At 53.0% G+C, this 19,668-nt stretch carries 21 protein-coding genes; 2 read left to right on the plus strand and 19 right to left on the minus strand.

The annotated features are described in order from the left end of the window. Window positions 1-3: 3 nt before the first annotated feature. From NST23_RS21860 to NST23_RS21925, 14 genes are all read right to left on the minus strand, one after another. Window positions 4-1,479 carry an acetaldehyde dehydrogenase (acetylating) gene (locus tag NST23_RS21860; RefSeq protein ID WP_340964567.1) on the minus strand — a complete coding sequence of 492 codons (1,476 nt, stop codon included), beginning with the start codon at window positions 1,477-1,479 and terminating at the stop codon, window positions 4-6. 69 nt (window positions 1,480-1,548) lie between these two features. Beyond that, complete coding sequence (locus NST23_RS21865; RefSeq protein WP_122964701.1) at window positions 1,549-1,827, minus strand: BMC domain-containing protein; 279 nt, start codon at window positions 1,825-1,827, stop codon at window positions 1,549-1,551. A 2-nt stretch (window positions 1,828-1,829) separates the two neighbouring features. Next, window positions 1,830-2,219: a BMC domain-containing protein gene (locus NST23_RS21870; RefSeq protein WP_281869763.1), complete on the minus strand. Its 390-nt coding sequence runs from the start codon at window positions 2,217-2,219 to the stop codon at window positions 1,830-1,832. Window positions 2,220-2,395: 176 nt separating this feature from the next. After that, on the minus strand, window positions 2,396-3,181 hold the full coding sequence (locus tag NST23_RS21875; protein WP_122964699.1) for a DeoR/GlpR family DNA-binding transcription regulator: 786 nt from the start codon (window positions 3,179-3,181) through the stop codon (window positions 2,396-2,398). A gap of 9 nt (window positions 3,182-3,190) precedes the next feature. Next, a complete protein-coding gene (gene phnW / locus NST23_RS21880; RefSeq protein ID WP_122964698.1) occupies window positions 3,191-4,303 on the minus strand; it encodes a 2-aminoethylphosphonate--pyruvate transaminase in 1,113 nt (370 codons plus the stop codon). Between the two features lie 3 nt (window positions 4,304-4,306). Further along, complete coding sequence (gene phnX / locus NST23_RS21885; protein ID WP_122964697.1) at window positions 4,307-5,101, minus strand: phosphonoacetaldehyde hydrolase; 795 nt, start codon at window positions 5,099-5,101, stop codon at window positions 4,307-4,309. A gap of 18 nt (window positions 5,102-5,119) precedes the next feature. After that, complete coding sequence (locus tag NST23_RS21890) at window positions 5,120-6,820, minus strand: putative 2-aminoethylphosphonate ABC transporter permease subunit (protein ID WP_122964696.1); 1,701 nt, start codon at window positions 6,818-6,820, stop codon at window positions 5,120-5,122. A 1-nt stretch (window position 6,821) separates the two neighbouring features. Beyond that, the gene (locus NST23_RS21895) at window positions 6,822-7,880 is read right to left on the minus strand and encodes a putative 2-aminoethylphosphonate ABC transporter ATP-binding protein (RefSeq protein WP_340964570.1); all 1,059 of its coding nucleotides are present in this window, start codon (window positions 7,878-7,880) and stop codon (window positions 6,822-6,824) included. A gap of 53 nt (window positions 7,881-7,933) precedes the next feature. Then, window positions 7,934-8,989, minus strand: coding sequence for a putative 2-aminoethylphosphonate ABC transporter substrate-binding protein (locus tag NST23_RS21900; RefSeq protein ID WP_280648512.1), 1,056 nt, complete (start codon window positions 8,987-8,989; stop codon window positions 7,934-7,936). A 233-nt stretch (window positions 8,990-9,222) separates the two neighbouring features. Continuing rightward, the gene (locus tag NST23_RS21905) at window positions 9,223-10,218 is read right to left on the minus strand and encodes a histidinol phosphate phosphatase domain-containing protein (RefSeq protein WP_340964572.1); all 996 of its coding nucleotides are present in this window, start codon (window positions 10,216-10,218) and stop codon (window positions 9,223-9,225) included. A gap of 249 nt (window positions 10,219-10,467) precedes the next feature. Further along, window positions 10,468-11,337: a LysR family transcriptional regulator gene (locus tag NST23_RS21910; protein WP_340964574.1), complete on the minus strand. Its 870-nt coding sequence runs from the start codon at window positions 11,335-11,337 to the stop codon at window positions 10,468-10,470. A gap of 89 nt (window positions 11,338-11,426) precedes the next feature. Then, window positions 11,427-12,077: a VOC family protein gene (locus NST23_RS21915; protein WP_281869769.1), complete on the minus strand. Its 651-nt coding sequence runs from the start codon at window positions 12,075-12,077 to the stop codon at window positions 11,427-11,429. Window positions 12,078-12,268: 191 nt separating this feature from the next. Continuing rightward, window positions 12,269-13,420, minus strand: a complete 1,152-nt coding sequence (locus tag NST23_RS21920) for a M20 metallopeptidase family protein (protein ID WP_122964691.1) — start codon at window positions 13,418-13,420, stop codon at window positions 12,269-12,271. Window positions 13,421-13,435: 15 nt separating this feature from the next. Next, window positions 13,436-14,863 (minus strand): YfcC family protein, encoded by a 1,428-nt coding sequence (locus NST23_RS21925; RefSeq protein ID WP_173597599.1) that lies wholly within the window; start codon window positions 14,861-14,863, stop codon window positions 13,436-13,438. A gap of 100 nt (window positions 14,864-14,963) precedes the next feature. Here NST23_RS21925 and NST23_RS21930 point away from each other — a divergent pair, with 100 nt between their 5' ends. Together NST23_RS21930 and NST23_RS21935 are read left to right on the plus strand one after the other, a co-directional pair. Continuing rightward, window positions 14,964-15,101: a hypothetical protein gene (locus NST23_RS21930; protein ID WP_167470307.1), complete on the plus strand. Its 138-nt coding sequence runs from the start codon at window positions 14,964-14,966 to the stop codon at window positions 15,099-15,101. Between the two features lie 439 nt (window positions 15,102-15,540). Next, window positions 15,541-15,975 carry a hypothetical protein gene (locus NST23_RS21935; RefSeq protein ID WP_173597598.1) on the plus strand — a complete coding sequence of 145 codons (435 nt, stop codon included), beginning with the start codon at window positions 15,541-15,543 and terminating at the stop codon, window positions 15,973-15,975. Window positions 15,976-16,520: 545 nt separating this feature from the next. Here NST23_RS21935 and NST23_RS21940 read toward each other — a convergent pair. The 5 genes from NST23_RS21940 to NST23_RS21960 all read right to left on the minus strand — a co-directional run bounded on the left by NST23_RS21940 (window position 16,521) and on the right by NST23_RS21960 (window position 19,659). Beyond that, window positions 16,521-17,057: a hypothetical protein gene (locus tag NST23_RS21940; RefSeq protein ID WP_063230010.1), complete on the minus strand. Its 537-nt coding sequence runs from the start codon at window positions 17,055-17,057 to the stop codon at window positions 16,521-16,523. Between the two features lie 137 nt (window positions 17,058-17,194). Then, window positions 17,195-17,887, minus strand: a complete 693-nt coding sequence (locus tag NST23_RS21945) for a DUF2306 domain-containing protein (protein WP_173597597.1) — start codon at window positions 17,885-17,887, stop codon at window positions 17,195-17,197. Between the two features lie 17 nt (window positions 17,888-17,904). Further along, window positions 17,905-18,495, minus strand: a complete 591-nt coding sequence (locus tag NST23_RS21950; RefSeq protein WP_122964689.1) for a TetR/AcrR family transcriptional regulator — start codon at window positions 18,493-18,495, stop codon at window positions 17,905-17,907. A gap of 121 nt (window positions 18,496-18,616) precedes the next feature. Continuing rightward, window positions 18,617-19,132 (minus strand): GNAT family N-acetyltransferase, encoded by a 516-nt coding sequence (locus tag NST23_RS21955; protein ID WP_173597596.1) that lies wholly within the window; start codon window positions 19,130-19,132, stop codon window positions 18,617-18,619. A gap of 134 nt (window positions 19,133-19,266) precedes the next feature. Beyond that, window positions 19,267-19,659 (minus strand): hypothetical protein, encoded by a 393-nt coding sequence (locus tag NST23_RS21960; RefSeq protein ID WP_122964687.1) that lies wholly within the window; start codon window positions 19,657-19,659, stop codon window positions 19,267-19,269. Window positions 19,660-19,668 lie beyond the last annotated feature (9 nt).

Genomic DNA, 19,668 nt, shown 5'->3' on the forward strand with positions numbered 1-19,668 from the left:
TCCTTACCTGCCGGAAGATTGCAGTTCCAACAGGACGCTTTTAATAATTTCCGCGATCTCATCCCTGCTGATGGCAGGCGCAGCAGCAGCCACCGCCACTGGCATCGCCGCTTCTGTTTGCGCAAGCTGCATGTCCCGCAAGCCGAACGCTACCCGCTTGATGTTGAACAAATGCTGCGGACCGATGTTGTCAGACGTTACGTTGTTTCCTAGCGAACCGCAACCGAGTGTCAGGGAAGGCGCGATGCCTGTAGTGGCTCCGATGCCGCCAAAGGTCGTCCCGCTGTTGACCACGATGCGCGACGCTGGCTTGTCGACGACGAACGATTCGATGACGTGCTGATCGTGACAATGAATGCCGAGCGTATGCCCCAGCCCGCCAAAAGCAAGCAGCTTGCTGCAAAGCGTGCTCGCCTCCCGGGTGTCTGCCACGGTGTACAGCGCAAGAATCGGGGCGAGCTTTTCCACGGAAAACGGATAGTCCAGCCCGACGCCTGTTTCTTCCGCGACCAGCAGTGTCGCGTCTTCCGGGACGAGTATGCCTGCCAGCTCAGCCAGCGCCTGCGGCGACTTGCCTACAATCGCCGGATTGAGGCTTTTCCCCGCCAAAATGACCGCCGCGACCCGCCGCGTCTCATGGTCATCCAAAAAGTACGCCCCTTGCCGCTTCAACTCCGCCACGACTTTGCGCTTGATGGATTGATCGACGACGAGAGACTGCTCCGATGCGCAAATCGTTCCGTAGTCAAACGTTTTGCTCTGGACCACTTGCCTGATCGCCGTCGGGATGTCCGCGCTGGCATGCACATAGACGGGCACATTCCCCGGCCCGACTCCATAGGCGGGCTTGCCGGAGCTGTAGGCAGCCTTCACCATCGCTGTCCCGCCTGTCGCCAAAATCAGGTCGGTCAAGGAGTGGTGCATCAGCTCCCGGGAGGCGGCCAAAGTCGGCTGCGTGAGGCAAGAGATCAGTCCGGCGGGCGCACCTGCGCGCTCTGCTGCCGCCTGGACGACTCTCGCCGCTTCTTTCGTACACTTTGCTGCCTGCGGATGCGGGCTGAACACAATCGCATTTCCTGCCTTCACACTGATCAACGCTTTGAAAATGACCGTCGAGGTAGGATTGGTTGAAGGAACGATTCCGGCGATCACGCCTACCGCCTGGGCAACCTCCCACACGCGGTTTTGCTCATCGCGATTAATAATCCCGACCGTCTTCATGTTTTGGATCGATTGATGGACGTCCTGGGCGGCAAACAAATTTTTCGCCGTCTTGTCCGCCGCCTTGCCGTATCCCGTTTCTTCTACTGCCATTGCTGCCAGGCGTCCTGCCTCTTGTCTCGCTGCTTCCGCCATGCTCTGGACGATTTGGTCGATCTGGGCCTGGCTCATCCCGGCAAGCCGCTTTTGCGCTTCCTTGGCGGTTTGCAAACACTGTCGCACTTCCTGCACGGATTGCAAATCTGCATCTAGCATCACGATAACGCCACCTCATTTCAGCCGATTGCGATTCATCTGATTGTTTCGTACAGCAACAAACCGTTGCGACTACGACTCCAGCTTTGGCAAAATCAGTTCAATATCCGAGTGCGGCCGCGGAATGACGTGTACCGAAACCAGCTCGCCCACTTTTTCCGCCGCCGCTGCTCCCGCATCCGTAGACGCCTTGACTGCCCCGACGTCTCCGCGAACCATTACCGTAACCAAACCGCCCCCGACATGCACCTTGCCTACGAGCTTCACATTCGCCGCCTTGACCATCGCATCAGCAGCTTCTACCGCTCCGATCAGTCCTTTTGTTTCTACCATTCCCAATGCATCACCCATGACTATTCCTCCTTACTGGTTGGTGTAGCTGTTTTTGCCGCATCGTTTTTTTGCTTGTCAGTCGCCTGTTTTCCCGCTGGCTTTGGCGGGTCTTTGGCCTTTTGCTTTTCCAGCTGTTGCAAGACCATCTGCATCACACTGCGGTCTGGCCGGGGGATGACGCGGGAGTGGCGAAGCTGGCCCACTCTTCTTGCCTCCGCTTCGCCTACCGCCACCGCAGCCGTAACAGAAGCGACATCCCCGACGATATAGATGGTGACAATCCCCGCATCCGCACCCTGATAGGTCACGCAGCGGACGTCTGCGGCTTTCGCAGCCGCATCGGTCGCCGCAACAAGGGCGGGAAAACCCACGGTTTCAATCATTCCCAGAGCGTAGCCGTTTTCTAGCATCTGGATCGCACTCTCCCTCGCAATCGAGTCAAAACTGTCTGAATAAGGCTGTTCTTTTTGAAAATACACGCAAAAGCAAATGTAATCAAGCTAATATTCTGTATTTACGTTTTTTTAATTGATTTTAGTTGTGACTATGTCCAAAAAATAGAGAGCACTCCGTGTATGCCCCTGCTTCAATCTGCCACGATCCAGTTGACCCCTTTTGCGTCCAACTCGTGCAGCCACTCGTGTGGAGCCGCAACATTGCTGATGACCGTATCGATTTGCTTCAAATCCGCGACCTTGTAAAAGGTGCTTACCCCGATTTTGGAATGATCGGTGAGCACGATGTTTTCCTTGGCGTTCTCGATGATCCGCTTGGCAATCATCGCTTTTTCGCAGTCATAGCTGGAGATTCCGTGCTGGGCCAGTATGCCGTCAATCGAGATAAACGCTTTGTCGACGAAAAAGCCTTGCATCATGTTTTCAGCCAGCGTGCCTGCCGTTCGGAAATGCTTCGGCTGTACCCTGCCGCCGATGAAGTAGATTTCCCCGCTGAACATCTCCTTGTTGTGGTACTCCATCATCAAGTTAAGGGCGGGAACGGAAATCGTGATCAGCTTCAAATTTTTGCGATTGACCAGAAAATGCAGCATGTGCAGCGTCGTCGTTCCGTCGTCTATGACAATGATATCGTTGTCCTGCACGAGGCTTGCCGCCGCTCGGCCGATGCGCCTTTTCTCGTCTGCATGCGATACTTCGCGCATCAGGTGAGACGGCTCCTCGCGGTCGTAGTTGATTTTGATCGCTCCGCCGTACACGCGCTTGAGCTGATTTTCATTTTCCAGCTCTTCGAGATACCTTCTGATCGTTTCCGACGATACTTGCAACTTCTCCACCAGCTCGTTGGTCCGCACTTTGCCGGCGTAGTTCAGCATGTTCAGGATCGTGTCCTTGCGCTCTTCCCCTATGAGAGACATGACCTGCTCCTACCAGAACATGTTTCGTTCAATCGCCTGTACCAGATGCTTCATGTCGTGCGGGTAGACCTCCCCGATATTGCCGATCCGAAACGTATCTGCTACCGAAATTTTGCCCGGATAAATCACGTAGCCTTCCTGTTTCAGTCGCTCGTAAAAAGCGGCAAACGTAAACTGCGGGCTGTCCGGGAAGTAGAACGAAGTGATGATCGGTGACTGTAGCTCGCGGCGCAGCAGCGTGCGGAAGCCAAGCGCTTCCATGCCTTCTACAAGTGTCCGCTGATTTTCCCGATAGCGGACTTGCCGCTTTTCCACGCCGCCTTCTTCCTCCAGCTCCAACAGAGCCTGATAAAAGGCGCGCACCACATGCGTCGGCGAAGTGTAGCGCCATTTGCCGTTGTGCTTTTCCATCGTCTCCCACTGATCGTACAAGTCGAGCGAGAGCGAACGCGCCTGCCCCTTGCACTTTTTCAGCTCCTCGGTTTTCGCCAGAATAAAGCCGAAACCGGGCACTCCCTGGATGCACTTGTTCGCGCTGCTGATCAAAAAGTCGATTTGCAAATCAGCTACGTCCATCGCGACTCCGCCAAAGCTGCTCATCGCATCGACGATGAAGACCTTTCCGTACTCCTTCGCGACCTTGCCGACCTCGGCAATCGGGTTCAACATGCCAGTCGTCGTCTCGCAATGCACCACGGCTACGTGCGTGACGTCTGTATCCTGCTCCAGCAGTTCCCGCAGCTTGTGCGGCTGGGCTTCGTCCACTTCCCCGAAGTCGATGACGATTGTGTTGACCTTGAGCACCTGGGCCATTTGCGCCAAACGGTTTCCATAGGCACCGTTCGTCAGCACGACGAGTTTGCCGTCTGCCGGAACGGCGGAGCCTACGACCGATTCCACGGAAAAGCTGCCGCTGCCCTGCATCAGCACCGCTGTATAGTCGTCGTGGTTGTTGCCGGACAAGCGCACCAGCTTTTTGCGAATGTCCTGCACCAGATCGTTGTATTCGTTGTCCCATGTGCACCAGTCGCGCAGCATGGCAGCTTTTACGCTCTTGGACGTGGACAGCGGTCCGGGAGTCAAGAGCAGATACGGGTTATCTGGCAATTGTGTGAGTTTCATCGCTTATCTCTCCTTTTGCGCGAGGCGCAAGTTGATTTTCGGAATCAGCTTATCGAGTTCGCCAATGCTGTCGATGACGTAGTCGGCACCGACAGACTTGAAGCGCTTGGCTACCGCCTCCATTTTGTCAGCCAGTTCGTCCGGGTCGCACTGATTCACCTGCTGCTCGGTCATCCCCAGCTCGCTGCTGCCCTTGATCACGCCGACAGCCCATGCTCCCGCTGCCACTGCCTCTTTTATATCGCTGGTCGTATCGCCGACTTTGATGATGTGCTTCATCGGGTGAACGTCCAGATTGATCGCATTTTGATAGCACATCCACGGCAACGGACGTCCGGCAGGCATCTCGCTCGGCGTCACCATGGAGTCGGGCCAGTAGCCTTTCTTCTTTGCCTCTGGGGCCACGACCGCCATCATTTCGGCTGTGTAGCCCGTCGTCGAACCGATTTTGATTCCTGCCGCCCGCAGCCGCGCCACCAGTTCCAGCACACCGGGGATCGGGGTCGTGTAATTTTTCAGGATGGAAAACAGCATCGGCTCGAAGTCGGCGTACAGCATGTCGACATCTTTTTTCTCCGGCAGTCTGCCGTACTTGGCTCTCCACAGCTCCGCGACCCGGTCCATTTTCAGCATCGTGTCGATATGGTCCCATTTGAGCATCCCCATCGGCTCGCGAGCTTCTGCATGCGTAACCTCGATCCCCCGCTTCTTGAATACTTCCAGGAAAACGTCCAGCGGCGCGAAGCATCCGTAGTCGACGGTCGTTCCGGCCCAGTCAAAGATTACTGCTTGAATCATGTCTCTTCTCCCACCTTTTTATCTTTTTTGCCAAGCCCCCGTTTTCTCCCTCAGCTTCTTCGTTCCGATCTCGTAAATGATCCGCACCAGCACGTTGGTCAGTACGATCAAGACAGACATGGCGGCAGCGGGAGCAACATCGCCCGCGTCATCCATGTTGACAATCGAGACGGAGGCCAGCTTGAAATCGGCTGAGTAGAGAAAGACGACGGCAGAAATCGTAACCATGGAGTTGATGAAGTAGTAGACGGCGTTTTCCAAGATAGCAGGCAGGGACATGGGAACCGTCACCCGCCAGAAGGTGACGTAGAACGGAACACCCATCGACTCGGAGGCAAGCTCAAATTCCTTGTCCAGTTTTTTCAGCGCCGTCGTGGCGGAAATAAACGGCACCGCGTAAAAGTGAATCACGTTCGCCAAAATCAGGATGACGATGGAGCCGTACATCCAGTTAAGCGGATTGTCGGGATGGTTGAAGAAAAAGATGTAGGCAAGACCGATGACCAGCCCGGGCAAAGCAAGCGGCAAGATGGACAGGAAGTAGCCGACCTGCCGCATTCCTTTCATGAAGCGCGTCTTTTCGATCAGGTACGCATTGATGAAGGTGACGACCGTCCCTGCCACCGCGCTGTAAAAGGCAACGAGCACACTGTTCCAGAACGGCTGCATCCCTTCCCCGGCTACCTTGGAAAAGTCGTAGTGCGTGACCGTCATCGTCAGGTCGTACGGCCAAACCTTGACGAGCGAGGCAAGAATCACCGTGATGAGCATCAGAAAAATCGTCGCGGTAATCAGCGAGCAATAGACGAAAAAAGCGTTGTCGCGTCCGCGCTGCGGCACGATTTTGTACGGCGTGGACTTCGCATTTACGGACGAGTTTTGCTTCCGCTCCACGATCCGGTCCACGATGAAGGCGAGAATCGCCGGAAGAATCAAAATAATTCCGACCGTAGCCCCCATGGTCGTATTTTGTTGACCGATCACTTGCTTGTAGATGTCTGTCGCCAAAACGTTGAATTGTCCGCCGACCACTTTTGGCGCCCCGAAATCGGTAAAGCTGAGCGTAAAGCAGACGAAAATCGCGCTGACCAGACCGTATTTCACGTTGGGGAGCGTCACGGTCAAAAACTTGCACAGCTTGCTTGCCCCCATCGTCTCCGCCGCTTCGTACAGGTTGTAGTCGGCAAAAGCAAGCGACACCGCGAGGATCAAATACGCCTGCGGGAAGGTGTAGAACAACTCGGACAAAATGATCCCGAGCGGCCCGTACAGCTCCACCTCAAATCCGGGAAAGACTCCGAAAAACCCGGTCGTAATGATTCCCTGATTCCCGAACAAATACGTCAGGGCAATCCCGTGCATCATCGTCGGCGCAAACAGCGGCAGCAATGCCACATAACGGAAAAATACTTTCCCTCTCATATTCGTCCGCGTCAGGGCAAAGGCGTACAAAAAGGCGAGCGTAACAGACAGGATCGTGGTGACGCCGGAAACGTACATCGTATTGACAAAAGACTGCACCAAGGCCGGAGTCTCAAAATATTTGATAAAGTTGGCCAGACCGATGTACTCGCCTGTTTCATTGATGAACGCTTTGCTGAACAAATCGCCAAGCGGCATCAACACGGTGATGAACAGCACGAGGACGATGCATGCAATCAACAGCCGCTGCAACCACTCATCCCGGCCCATTTTTTGTCTGACGGTTCGCGTGCTCATGTCAATCACTCCCCGTCTTCTTCGCCACCGCCGCCTGGTCAAACGAGATCAGATTTTCCAGCGGCAGCTCAAACGCTACCTGCTTGTCGCGCCTAAGTCCAAGGCGATGCGTCTGGGATACGGGCAAATCAATCGTCACCAGCTGCGGATGCAGTCCCTTTTGCTGATTGATCAACTGCATCGTCACACGGTAAAAGGAACCGCGAAACTCCATGTCGGAGACGACCGCTCTCAGGCTGTAGTCGGCTGGCGGCTCCATCAGGTTAATGTTTTCCGGCCGAATCGCAAACAGCCGATCTTGCCCGAGCGCACTGCCGCTGACGACGGATTCCTCCAAAAAATTGATCGCGCCCACAAAGTCCGCCACAAACGGGCTGTTCGGTTTTTCGTAGATTTCCTGCGGCGTGCCTACCTGAACGATCTCCGCGTTGTTCATCACTACAATCCGGTCAGCCATCGTCAGCGCCTCGTCCTGATCGTGCGTCACCATGATGGTCGTGATCCCGATCTTTTCGTGCAGGCTTCTCAGCTCGCGGCGCAGCTTCAACCGCACCTTCGCATCGAGAGCGGACAACTGCTCATCCAGAAGCAAAAAGTCGGGGGACAAGGCAATCGCGCGAGCCAGGGCGACACGCTGCTGTTGTCCGCCAGAGAGCTGGGACGGGTATTTGTCGCGGATGTGCTCCAGATCGATCAGCGCCAAAACTTCTCGAACCTTCGCATCCACCTCTTTTTTAGACATTTTTTTCGCCTGGAGGCCATATGCGATGTTCTGTCCCGCCGTCAAATTCGGAAACAGGGCGTACGATTGGAACATCATCCCGAAGTTGCGCTTTGCTGGCGGCAACGTGGTAATGTCCCGATCATTGACGAGAATTTTTCCGCCCGTTGGCTGTTCCAATCCCGCCAGTATGCGCAGCAAAGTCGTTTTCCCGCAGCCGCTTGGGCCGAGCAAGCAAATAAATTCGTTCTTTTGGATGTCAATATCGATCGATGTGAGAGCTACAAACTTGCCAAACGTCTTTCGGATGCCTTGGATGCTCAAATATGGCTTTGTCATACGCTCCTCCTTTCGCCTGTTGTCGGAAATGGGCTGTTGCATGTACGCCTTCATCAGCTTTTCGGCTCGCTCTTGGTGCTGTATCGTTTGTTCCATTCTTCCAAAATCGCCGGACGCGCTTTTGCCGTCTCGTTCAGGTCGTTGTGGATCAGTTGGGATAGCGGATCTTTCGTGTAGCCCTCTGGCAGTGTCGTGCTTGCGTTGTTGACCGTGATGATCGCGAAGTTTTTGTTGTACTCCTTCATCGCCTCATCGGAGATCGCCCAATCCAAAAACAGCTTCGCTTCCGGTTTGATCTCGGCTTTTTTCACGAGTGCATTGGCTTCTACGTCCCAGCCTGCCCCCTCTGGCGGGAAGACGATTTCCAGCGGTGCGCCCTTCTTCTTCTCGGTAATCCCCCGGTAGCCAAACGAGATGCCGATCGGATACTCTCCCGCCGCTGCCATCTTCGCAGGCTTGGAGCCGGAGTGCGTGTACAGCGCGATGTTGTCGTGCAGCTTATCCATATAGCCCCACGCTTCTTTGTCTCCGTACAGCTCGATCCAGGCGGCAACCGTGAAAAATCCGGTTCCTGACGACGCAGGGTTTGGCATGACGATCAGCCCTTTGTATTCAGGCTTGGTCAAATCAGCGTATGATTTCGGGATGGGCAGATTGCGCTTCTCCAGCTCTTTTGTGTTGACGACAAAAGCGGTTTCAAATGCATCGATGCCTACCCAATGGGCGGGGTCTTTGGAATCTTTGAACTCCGGCGAAATGCGCTCGATTCCTTTTGGCGTATAACCTTCCAGCACGCCTTGAAACTCTGCGCCCAAAAGCTCTGTCGCCGCGGTTCCCCAGACGACGTCGGCTTTCGGATTGTCTTTTTCCGCAATCAGCTTGGCGACGATGACACCAGTAGAGTCTCTGACGATGTTCAACTTGATTTCAGGGTGTGCGCGATTGAAGGCTTCCACATACGCTTTCAGCTGGTCATCCTCCAGAGCGGTATAGACAGTCAGCTCGGACGAACCTGACTTTGCCCCTGTCGAACCTCCGGATTGTCCACATCCTGCCAGCAAAGCAGCCGCTAGAATCCCCACTACCATAGAGCCAATCCACTTTTTCATCCTGAATCCTCCCCTTTGTTTCTGATCCATGCTCCCCTTCCAAGCTGCCTGACGGTAAAGACAAGACTAATTCCATGTGTGATTAGTTTGTTTTCCCGTTTTTTAGTTGTTTTTGTTTTTATTATATATGTAATGTTCTTAAAATTTCAAATATTTTTTGAAAAAGAAAAATCGAGCCAAAAAGCCCGATTTTGCGCGATTCTTTTATATGCATCCTTGCCTGCTCTGCTTGTCTACAAGGAAACTAGCGTCCTTTTTCGTTGCTCAAAGGTTGCGATATGTTGGTATCCTGACTGTTTCAGTGTATTTCTTGCCTGTTCCAGATAGCTGCCCAGGTGGTCGGGAAAGTGCGAATCGGACGAAGTCGTAATCGGCACGTCATGCTCTCGCAAAATGCGCAAAAAGCTTTCGCTTGGGCACATTTCCTTTACCGGATAGCGATAGTACAGCCCTGTGTTGATCTCCGTTGCGACATCGTGCTGTTTCAAAAGCCCGGCGATCCGCCTGTAGAGCGGAACAAGCTCGGCTTCTGGCGGCCGATGACCGAACACTTTCAAGTTGTCCAAATGCGCCACGATGTCAAAAAGTCCGCTGGCTACCGCCTGCCCAACCACCGCAAACGTCTCCTCGTACAAATCAAACAAAGACATCGCAAAGAAACGCTCCTGCGTCTGCGGGTTGTCGAAGCCCCAGCCGCTGGCAAAATGAATCGAGCCAATCACATGATCCCACGGATAGTTGGCAACGAGCGGAGCGAGCACCTCTTCTCCCCCGGAAAAGTAGTCGGCCTCGATGCCAAGGCGCAGAGCGATCCCGTCCTCCGCCCAGACTGGTTGCTGGGAGAGAATAAACGAGACAAACTCGTCGATCGAGGTGGTGCACACCTGATCGAGCCACTCGCGCTGCAATCGGCCCAGCTCGTCATCTGCGAGATGCATGTGCTGCTCGAAGTACGGCTTGAACTCTCGAAAACGATACAGGTGATCGACCACGCCGACTTCCTGCAAGCCGAGCTGCTTGGCCCGCACGCGATACAAATCCAGCCACTCGCGGGAGAACGCGCCTTGCGCGACTCTTTTGCCCATTCTCGCTGCCATTTCCTCCATCCAGGCAAGCGAATGTCTGGGAGAGTCCGGCTGCTGAAAAAATAGCAACGCCTCTGCTGTGCGGGTGAGCCACCTCAAAGAATACGGCCCTTCTTCCAGATGGACGTGATAATCGACTTTCATTTGGCTTCCTCCCCGGGAACTTTGCGTCTCGAACTGCTCCAAGCTTGCCACGCAAGCTGCTGCTGGCGCTTTGGTGAAAGTTCCGCCTTTGTTGTTTTTGTTTGTTTTTATTTTGAAAAGTAGTTTTTTTGTGCTTTTTCATTGATTTTCTTTATTATAAAATCTGCCCCGCTGCCATACAATTGTTTTCGCGTAAAATGCTGGGCAAACAAAAAACCGGAAAGCTCCCATGGCGTTCCGGTTGCGTTGCTACGTTTTCGGGTCATCCCACATCTCCTGCGTCATGGCGACAAACGCCCGAATCGCTGCTTCCTGATTGCGTTCCTTCAAATAGATCAAAGACGTGCGCAGTTTTTTGGCAAAACGGTGGAGAACGACCAGCTTGCCAGCCGCAATTTCTTCTTCGACAATCGCCTCGCCCAATACACAGCACCCGGTCTGGCTCAGAGCGGCTTGCTTGATCCCTGCTTCGCTGCCGAACTCGATAATCGTAGTCGGCTTGAAGTCGATTTCGGCATACAGATTGCCGCCGATCTTTTCGACCATCCCGTCTTTGAGGAACGGAACGGTGTGGAGCAGCGTTTGCTTATCGCGCCCTGCAAGCAGTTCAGGCGCTGCCAGCAGCACAAAATCTTCCTCTCCGATCGGGACGACTTCCAGATCGGGGTTGAGGCAGTCGCCCGCTATAATTCCCACATCCGCCTGATGGGCACAAACCAGCTTCGTCGTCTCCACACTGTTGCAGGAGATCATTTGCAAGCGAACTTGCGGGTAGTCTTTCAAGTAGCGCCCAATAATGCCGGGCATGTAACGCGTACAGTAAAACTCCGGGCTGGAGACGACCAGCGGGCCATACGGGATATCCAGCTTCCGCAAGTCGTCATCCAGCTCCCCCATGACGGCGAGCAGACGATCCGCATGATGCTTCAGCAGCTTTCCCGCGGGCGTGAGGTAGTTTTGCCTGCCCACCCGTGTGAACAACGGTAGGCCGATCTCTTTTTCCAGTGCCTTGATTTGCAGCGTGATTCCTGGTTGACTGTACCCGAGCTGCTCAGCCGCTTTCGTCAGATTCAACTGCTCGGCTGCCACCTGGAACGTTCGGAGGTGACGCAATTCCATCTGTCCAACACACTTTCTTGAAAAAGATTTTCCTCATCGTACCACAGCGCCGCTCTCCTGTCTTTTGGAACGAATCGACCAGTCAGCACTCAGCAGGTGATTCGGTAAGGAAGCTGCGGGTGCGACTGAAAATGTCTTGGCTGACCTGGATCGCTTGCCGCCTCCACCGAGATCGGATGAATGGAAGCTCCCCTGTCTGTCGGGAACCATGGACGGCTTTCTTTGACAAGCACGAGAACCCCTTCCTGGTCGCCATAGAAGCGAAAAGTGGTTGATTCCGGCTCGAATGCATTCGGAATGGGTATTGATTGTAAAAAAGCTGTGTACGTCGGAACATCAGGTACAGGCATCCCGATTTCCTGGATCGACAGCCAGCTAGTTTTCGCTTCGCTCGGAAAAGCCAGCATTTCCAGGATGTTGCCCTCAGGGTCCAAAAAGTAGAGCTGTTTGCCTTTCCATGTGTAGGACTGCATGATCTCTTGCCCGTCTTTGCCGCGCAAAACAAGCCCGCGCTGCTGGATCACTTTGGCTAAAGCGTCAAAGGCCGCCTCGGCAATCCCGCAGGCAAAGTGGTAAAACGGCTTTTCCGCTACCTGTTCAAAAACGAGCAGAGCGGCGCCCACCCGTACAGAAAAGGAGTGCTCCGAACGCTCGGAAAGCGGCATTTGCAAGACGCTTGTATAAAAGGCCAGCATCTCTCCCAGCATGGTTGTCGTTAGCGTGACTTTTTGCCATTTCACTGTCAGCTCACTTCCTTTCCCTTCCATATTAGCATGCCGGATAAAAGCCACGGCAAGCATTAGAAAACTTGGCTGCGCCAAGCCTTGGTTGCACTTGCACTGGATAAGCATCTTATACATTCTTATCTGTATAAAAAAGCAAGCTATCCAAACGAGAATAGCTTGCCTTGCCGCATATGTGCTTTGTCGCCTCAGGCGAATCGCTTCACCAAGTTCAGGAACAGGTCGATGGCCGTCCCGATTTCTTCTTCATCAATGTCGAACTCGGGATGATGATGGGGAAAAGCGCTCTTTGCGCCGCCCATTCCGACCAGCAAATACGCACTCGGCTTGCTCAGCGCGTAAAACGCAAAATCTTCCGCCCCCATAACTGGCTCTACTTTCGTCGCCACTTCGTCTCCATACACTTCGCGAATCACTTTTTCCGCAAACAAACCGAGGTTTTTATCATTGATGAGCGGCGGCGTTCCCAAAATGTAGTCGACTTCTCCCGCTCCCCCGAACGTCAGGCACATTCCTTCTACCAGCTTTTTCATTTCCCGGAAAATGTACTGCCTCGTCTCTTCGGAAAACGTGCGAATCGTGCCTGTGATCACCGCTTCATTCGGGATGATGTTGTAGTTCGATCCGGCGGTCACTTGTCCGACTGAAATGACAGCAGGTTCTACCGGATTGATTTTCCGGCTGACAATCGATTGCAGACCAATCAACAAATGCCCTGCGATATACGTCGGATCGACTGTTTCGTGCGGGGATGAGCCGTGCCCGCCTTGCCCCTTGATCGTGATGCGAAAATCATCGGAGGAAGCGAGCATCGCGCCATGCGAATAACCGAGCTTCCCTTTTGGCAGAGCTGACATCAAATGCAGGCCAAATACGGCATCCGCCGACTCGATCGCGCCTTGCTCAACCAAGGCCTTTGCCCCGCTCGGAGACATCTCCTCTGACGATTGGAACAAGAAAAGAATATTCGCCTTGACCGCGTCCCGGTTTTCCGCCATCCACTTTGCTACAGCAAGCAAAATAGCCGTGTGTCCGTCATGTCCGCAAACGTGCGCCACTCCAGGCACTGTCGACAAATACGGCTTGTCTCCTTCTTCGTCAATCGGCAATGCGTCAATATCGGCACGCAGAGCAATCGTCTTGTGCCCATCTGTCCCTTTCAAATAGCCGACCAGATTCGGCGGCTGAAAATCGAGAATCTCGATGCCCAGTTCTTCCAACACGCCCCGGATATAGGCGCAAGTCTGATACTCTTCCCCAGACAGCTCAGGATAAGCATGCAAATGGCGTCTGTGAGCGACAGCCCACTCGGTAAGATTTGTTTCCACAATTGTCCGCATATGTTTCACTCCTCCTTAAAATGGTCCATAGCCAATCGCGTGCGCCAATATGACGGCGACGACTGCAATGCCGTATTGCATGAGCAAAAGCGGGAACAGCCATCTGATCCAGCTCAAGTAAGAAATGCCCGCCATCCCGACTCCCGCTACTGCAATGCCAGGAATCACGATATTGGAAATGCCGTCTCCGAACTGGAAAGCCAGCACAGCGGTCTGACGAGTGATGCCTACCAACTCGGACAACGGAGTCATGATCGGCATGGTGAGAGCAGCCATTCCGCTTCCCGATGGGATAATAAAGCTCAAAACTGTTTGGAAACCCAGCATACCAACAGCTGTCAAGGAAGGCGGCAGGTCCTGGATGACCGCTGCCGAATAGTACAGGATCGTGTCCATGATCTGCCCGTCGTTCAGCACGACGACAATCGCTCTCGCCACGCCGATAATCATCGCCCCCGCGAGCAAGGACGATGCACCTTTCATGAAAGCGTCCACCATTTCATTGGCGCTCAGACGGCCAATCAATCCGACGATGACCCCGAGCAGGATGAACAAGCCGGCAATTTCCGTGATGTACCAGCCAAACTCGATCACGCCTACGGCAATCGTGACGAGATTGAGCAAAAAGCAAGCCAGGATCAGCTTGTGGCGCTGCTCAAAAACCACATTTCCGCCAAACATGTCGCGGACACTCTCACGGTTGTAGAAACCGTAAATGCCAAGCTCCGGATTCTTTTTCACTTTCATCGCGTGGCGGTAGACAAAAATAACTGCCACCACATACATGACCACAAACACTCCGATGCGAAAGCCGATCCCCGAAAAAGGCGGCAGCTCGGCAATTCCTTGCGCGATCCCGATCGTAAACGGATTCATGATAGCGGAAGTAAAACCTACCGAAGCCCCCACCAGCACAATGGCAGCACCTGTCATCGCATCGAATCCGAGCGCCACACAGAGCGGAACCAAAATGGCGATGTACGGCAGCGTCTCTTCAAACATCCCGATCAACGAGCCACCTGCGGCAAAAAACAGCATCATCGATGGGATCAGCCATTTTTCCTTGTTGCCAAGCTTTTTCGTCAAGGAATAAATGAACGCCTCCATCGCCCCTGTCGCACTGAGAATGCCGTACGAACCGCCGATAATCAGCACGAAAAACATGATGCTGGCGGAATCAACCATTCCGGTATGAATGCTGTTCAAAAAGCCCATGAAGCCAATCGGCGATGATGCGGTGTACTGAAAAGAATCCGCCTGAACGACGCTGCGTCCATTCACGTCGATTCGGGCATATTCGCCTGCGGGGATCAAATAGGTAAAAAGAACACAGACAGCCAAAATTCCTAGCAACAGCACGAATACATTGATTTCCGTCAATCGGCTTAACGCTTTTTGCTTCAAGACAACTCGCCCCCTTGTCCTCTCTTTGTCTCTTGCCATGGTGTATTCGTTTTCATAGTAGCACCATTTGAAATAATGAAAAAATTACAAAGTCATATGTATGGCATTTCAAATCATTATGGAAGGAGACGGGGCGAGAGTGAATGAAGTGCTTGGGTGGCGCTTTGCAGATTGCTTCATCGGTACTTTTGAAGCGGGTTTCAAGGAAAGTGTCAAAGGCAAGTACATAAAAGCTGGCTTGGGTAGCGCTTTGCAGTTTACGTCATCGATACTTTAGATGTGGCGAGGAAAGAGACGAATCGCTGTAGCTTCTTGGGATACCCCCTGTGGGCCTAGACTGCACGGCTCCGGGGGAAAAGCGAAACCGCGTCAAAAGCAGCGGACTCAGAGAAGCGGACTCACGTTGACGCTTAAAACCATGTTTCGCTTTTTCCTCGGAACCTCGGTCGGTATCCCAAAGAGCTTTCGCGCATTTCGTCTCTTTCCTCGTCAGGGGCTGGTTGTGGTCAGCGCGAGTTTCAAAGAAAAATACCAATACCAAAAAGCTGGCTTGGGCTGGCGCTTTGTAGTTTTGCGTCAACGGTACTTTAGGCGTGGCGAGGAAAGAGACGAATCGCTGTAGCTTCTTGGGATACCTCCTGTGGGTCTAGACGGCACGGCTCCGGGGAAAAAGCGAAACCGCGTCAAAAGCAGTAGTTCACAGAAGCAGACGCACGTTGACGCTTAAAACCGTGTTTCACTTTTTCCTCGGAGCCTCGGTCGGTATCCCAAAGAGCTTTCGCGGATTTCGTCTCTTTCCTCGTCAGGAGCTGGCGGTGGTCGGCGTGAGTTTCAAAGAAAATGCCAAGTGCGGAAAAGCCTACTTGGGTAGCGCTTTGCAGTTTGCTTCATCGGCACTTTTCCTGTGGCGAGGCAAGGGGCTGATAGTAATGATCGAGAGTTTCAAAAAGCACAGAAACATGACTAAGAGTCTTCTTGAAAACGGTTGCTTCATGCAACCCGTTCATGGAAAAACTTGTTTAATTTCTGCTCTGGATTTTTCGTCCCTGATCAACCACACAAAAGCAATGTCCGACCAAAGCTTACCGTTGGCCGAGGAAACAGGAGAAACAAGCGAAAGGGCTTTGGGACTCCTTCCGAGACGGAGGTGAAAAAGGAAAACACGCTTTTAAGCGGCAACGTGCGTACGCTTCTTCGATCTCGCTGCTTTTGACGCGGTTTTCCTTTTTCGCCGGAGACGGGCAGTCTAGCTTCCTCGCTAGAGGCCCACGTCCCTGCAGCGGTTTCTCCTGTTTCCTCCCTCCACCACAGCCGCGATCAACAGGCCAAACCTGTTACATCTCCTTATCTAACAAAAAAACCTCCTTGGCACACAACACAAGAAGGTCTCATCATGGCGAAAATTCACAGGAAACGGGACGAGAAAGGAGAGTACGGTGTTCGCGGTTGTCCAGCCGTATAGAACGAGTAATCGAGCAGGCGAATAGCCGTCTGGCGATTGGTTCAGTCTCTCATAGTTTTTGTAGGTATGCTCTGTCATACATTTCTATGAGCAGCATGCACTGCTCACAGGGGTCCTTGTCTCGCACAAGGATAAGCGTTTGTCCGCGATTTCCTGTGGCTGAGCTGTACTCAGCTTACAAAACATAGCCCCAAGCTTTCTACGTTTTCTAAGCTAAGCACATGAACCATGCGCCTAGTCTTCCAAATCAATGTACTTCTCGGCTTGCGGAAACTCCAGAAAAATTTTGTGGCACTCGTCTTCGATCAGCTGGGACAGACGCTTGACCTTTCGTTCGAGCTGCAACCCGTTCTCGCGCGCTTTTTCGATATCGTACATGGCGCGGGTAATGGTCTGTTCGCCGCCGTTGTAAAACCTGCCTGTATTCAGCTCTTCTTTTTTCATCGAGCCGTATCTTTTGAGCGAAGCCGCTTCCTTGCGCATATGCTTGGCGGTTTGCATCGCGGTAAACAAGCTGATCTCCTGCTTGTTCCACAAAATATGATGCGCGAGGTTGGCCCCGTGAATCAGCTCGTCAATCTGGCGAAAGTCTTCGCGGGCTTCCTCCAGTTCTTCCGTGATCAGCGTAAACGACCGGGACGGCTCCTCGGCTTTGTCGCCTTTTATATAGACACAGAAAGCGTTATTTTCACGTTCCTGATCCAACTCCGTAACTTTGTGGGCAATATCTGAACGCAACGGAACGAGGGCAGCAAGAGACAATTTTGCCATTCACAACCTTCCTTTCTCACGGGAAAATCTGTACAAGTGTAAAGACGGCCCAAGATATGGAAAGTTACGCTATCCAGCAAAATTTTCTGATGCTGCGAGCAGGCGCACAGCATTTTGTTGCACGCCATGCGCTCCGCTCAAACGCTTTTCGACTGATTGAATTTCTTTTGATAGTAGCGCGAAAAAACGATGATACAGGGAACGAGTACGATTGTCGGCATGAACCAGACAAGCGGGTGAACCGAGCTAAGCCCCAACAGACGCGGTGCGCCAAATACGGTAAAAGCCGTAATCGTCGCAATACAGCAGCCGAGCATCCCGCCCAAGTGCTCGAACCACCAGTGAAGCTTGCGCCCCGGCGCGCGCAGCCAGTACCAAAGCTGCGAAGCACCGAGGAAAATCCCGATGAACGGAAACCAGGTCAAGAGCGTAAAACCGATGGACGCTCCATACAGGCTCATGGCGCCTCCCGAAAGCAGCAGCAGGGCAGGAAACAGCAAGTCGATCGCGTGGCGGTGCGCGGCTTTGCGATTTTTGTAGCGGAGCACGCGAATCCCGTACCAGGCCGTTGCTGAGCTCAGTATGGCGATAAAAATGAGGAACCAGGCAAAAGCAACCGACTCTCCTGTTTTTTGCGGATCAAAGCCAATTCGCCAAATGCCCATGACCAAAGCCGAGATCGCTACCGCTCCCATCGCCCAGACATACACCCAGCCCGAGCGAACATGTGCCTTTCCGCCTTTTTTGGTGACGACAGGAATCCAGAACACAAGCAAAGCGGTAAATCCGGCGATGATATGGAGCACTTTGAAGATCGAAAAAATGAGCATGGCACAACTCCCCCCTGCTAGTTTTTTGTCAGCGTTTGATGCATGATTTGATGCACTTCATCGACGGACAATCCTTTGGCTTCCGGTGCGATTTGCGTCTTCATTCTGATACCGTACGTGATCATCGTAAAAAGAATGGCGATCTTCTCGGCATCGAGGCTTTCCGGGATCACTCCGGCTTTTTGCCCCACCTCGATCCATTCCTTTGAGGTTTGTATGCTCTCCGCATGCAGTCGGGAAAGCATGTCGCCAATGACTGGATCTTCCCGTTTGCTCAGCAAGTAAATCAGGATCAGGTTCGTCACATCGCGCGGGTCGTGAACATGACTCAAGCTCTGCGAAATAGTCCCCAACGCTTCCGCCAATTCCCCTCCCCCTTCCCTCACAGTCTGGTAAAACCGCTGGCTGATCGCAGCAAATCGCCTCTGTAGCAGCAAGCCCAAAAGCTCATCCTTGCTTTTTACATAATGGTAAATAGCTCCTTTGGACAATCCCGAACGCTTCATGATGTCCTGCAACGTCGTTTGCTGGCACCCTTTTTCCAGAATCAATTCCTCCGTGGCTGTAAGCAGCAATTGAAAGCTCGGATTTTGATGGATCGATGACATAGTCTCCTCCTGTGAACATGAATGATGGAAGTCCATTTCCTTTCTTTTACTATACAAACCGTCGGTCGGTTTGTCAACTGAATCAAGAAAAGCGGACTCCTGTCGTCCGCCTGGCCTTTCGCTATTCGCCGATTTGTTTATAGTAAATCACCGTGTCGTGCAGTTCTCCGTCCGCCGATTTTGCATACTGGGGAATGCGCCCGGCTTCCTTGTAGCCCATCGCCTGATACAACTGGTTTGACGGATCGCCCGCCCGCGTATCCAATACGAGCAGGCTGCGGTTCTCCGCCATCGCCCGCGCCTCTGCGAGCAGCATCAGCGTGCGGCCAATTCCTTGGCGCTGTGCCGAAGGATGCACCATCAGCTTGACGATCTCGGCCCGATGCAGTCCGTTCGGCCGATCCGACAACTGAAGCTGGATCGTTCCGACGATGCCTGTTTCCTTTTCTGCTACCCAGACAACAACCTGTTCGCGCGGGACCAAAGTCCAATACTTGTACGCTTCTTCCTCCGTCAAAGGCGGCAAAAACCCGATGGAAGCCCCGTCCGCCACGACGTCCACCAACAACCGGGCCAATTCGCGCAGCTCCGCTTCCGAAGGCTGGGTCACTTCTCGATACGACAATCCTGGCGTCATGCTTTGAACCCTCCGTTTCATGAGGTATCTTGCAGGTTCCTCTCCACTCCATCATAGCGGACGAACGGAGAAAAGTCAGTGAACAAATCACATTTTATGTAAGAAAATCTAACACGAATTAAAACTGTTATTCACTACGGACGATACCCGTACATGCTAAAGATAAACAGCAGACACATATACACAACAGCTGCCGGGATGAGGGAAAGCGCAACGAGCAGCTTTTTCTTCGTTCCCGAAACGGCCATGAACCAAAGGAAGTAGTTATACACCAGCAGCAGCAAGAAAGGAACAAAGAAAAAGCCCGTCATGAACCCGACCCATTCCGAATTGGTGTCCCAAAACTGTTTCGGAACCGGCAGCGCATGATACTCCTGGTAAATCTCTTCTTTTCGCGCAATAAATACATATGACAAAACCGCGTAATAGACGATCACAGCGAGCTTGCTCCAGCCATTCATTCTTTTCGTCGCCCACGTCAGCATAAAAATGATGCCCAAGATGAACCATAAGCCCATATATTCCATGTTGATCCC

The sequence above is a fragment of the Brevibacillus sp. FSL K6-0770 genome, from assembly GCF_038000275.1.
GTDB classification, from domain to species: domain Bacteria; phylum Bacillota; class Bacilli; order Brevibacillales; family Brevibacillaceae; genus Brevibacillus; species Brevibacillus parabrevis.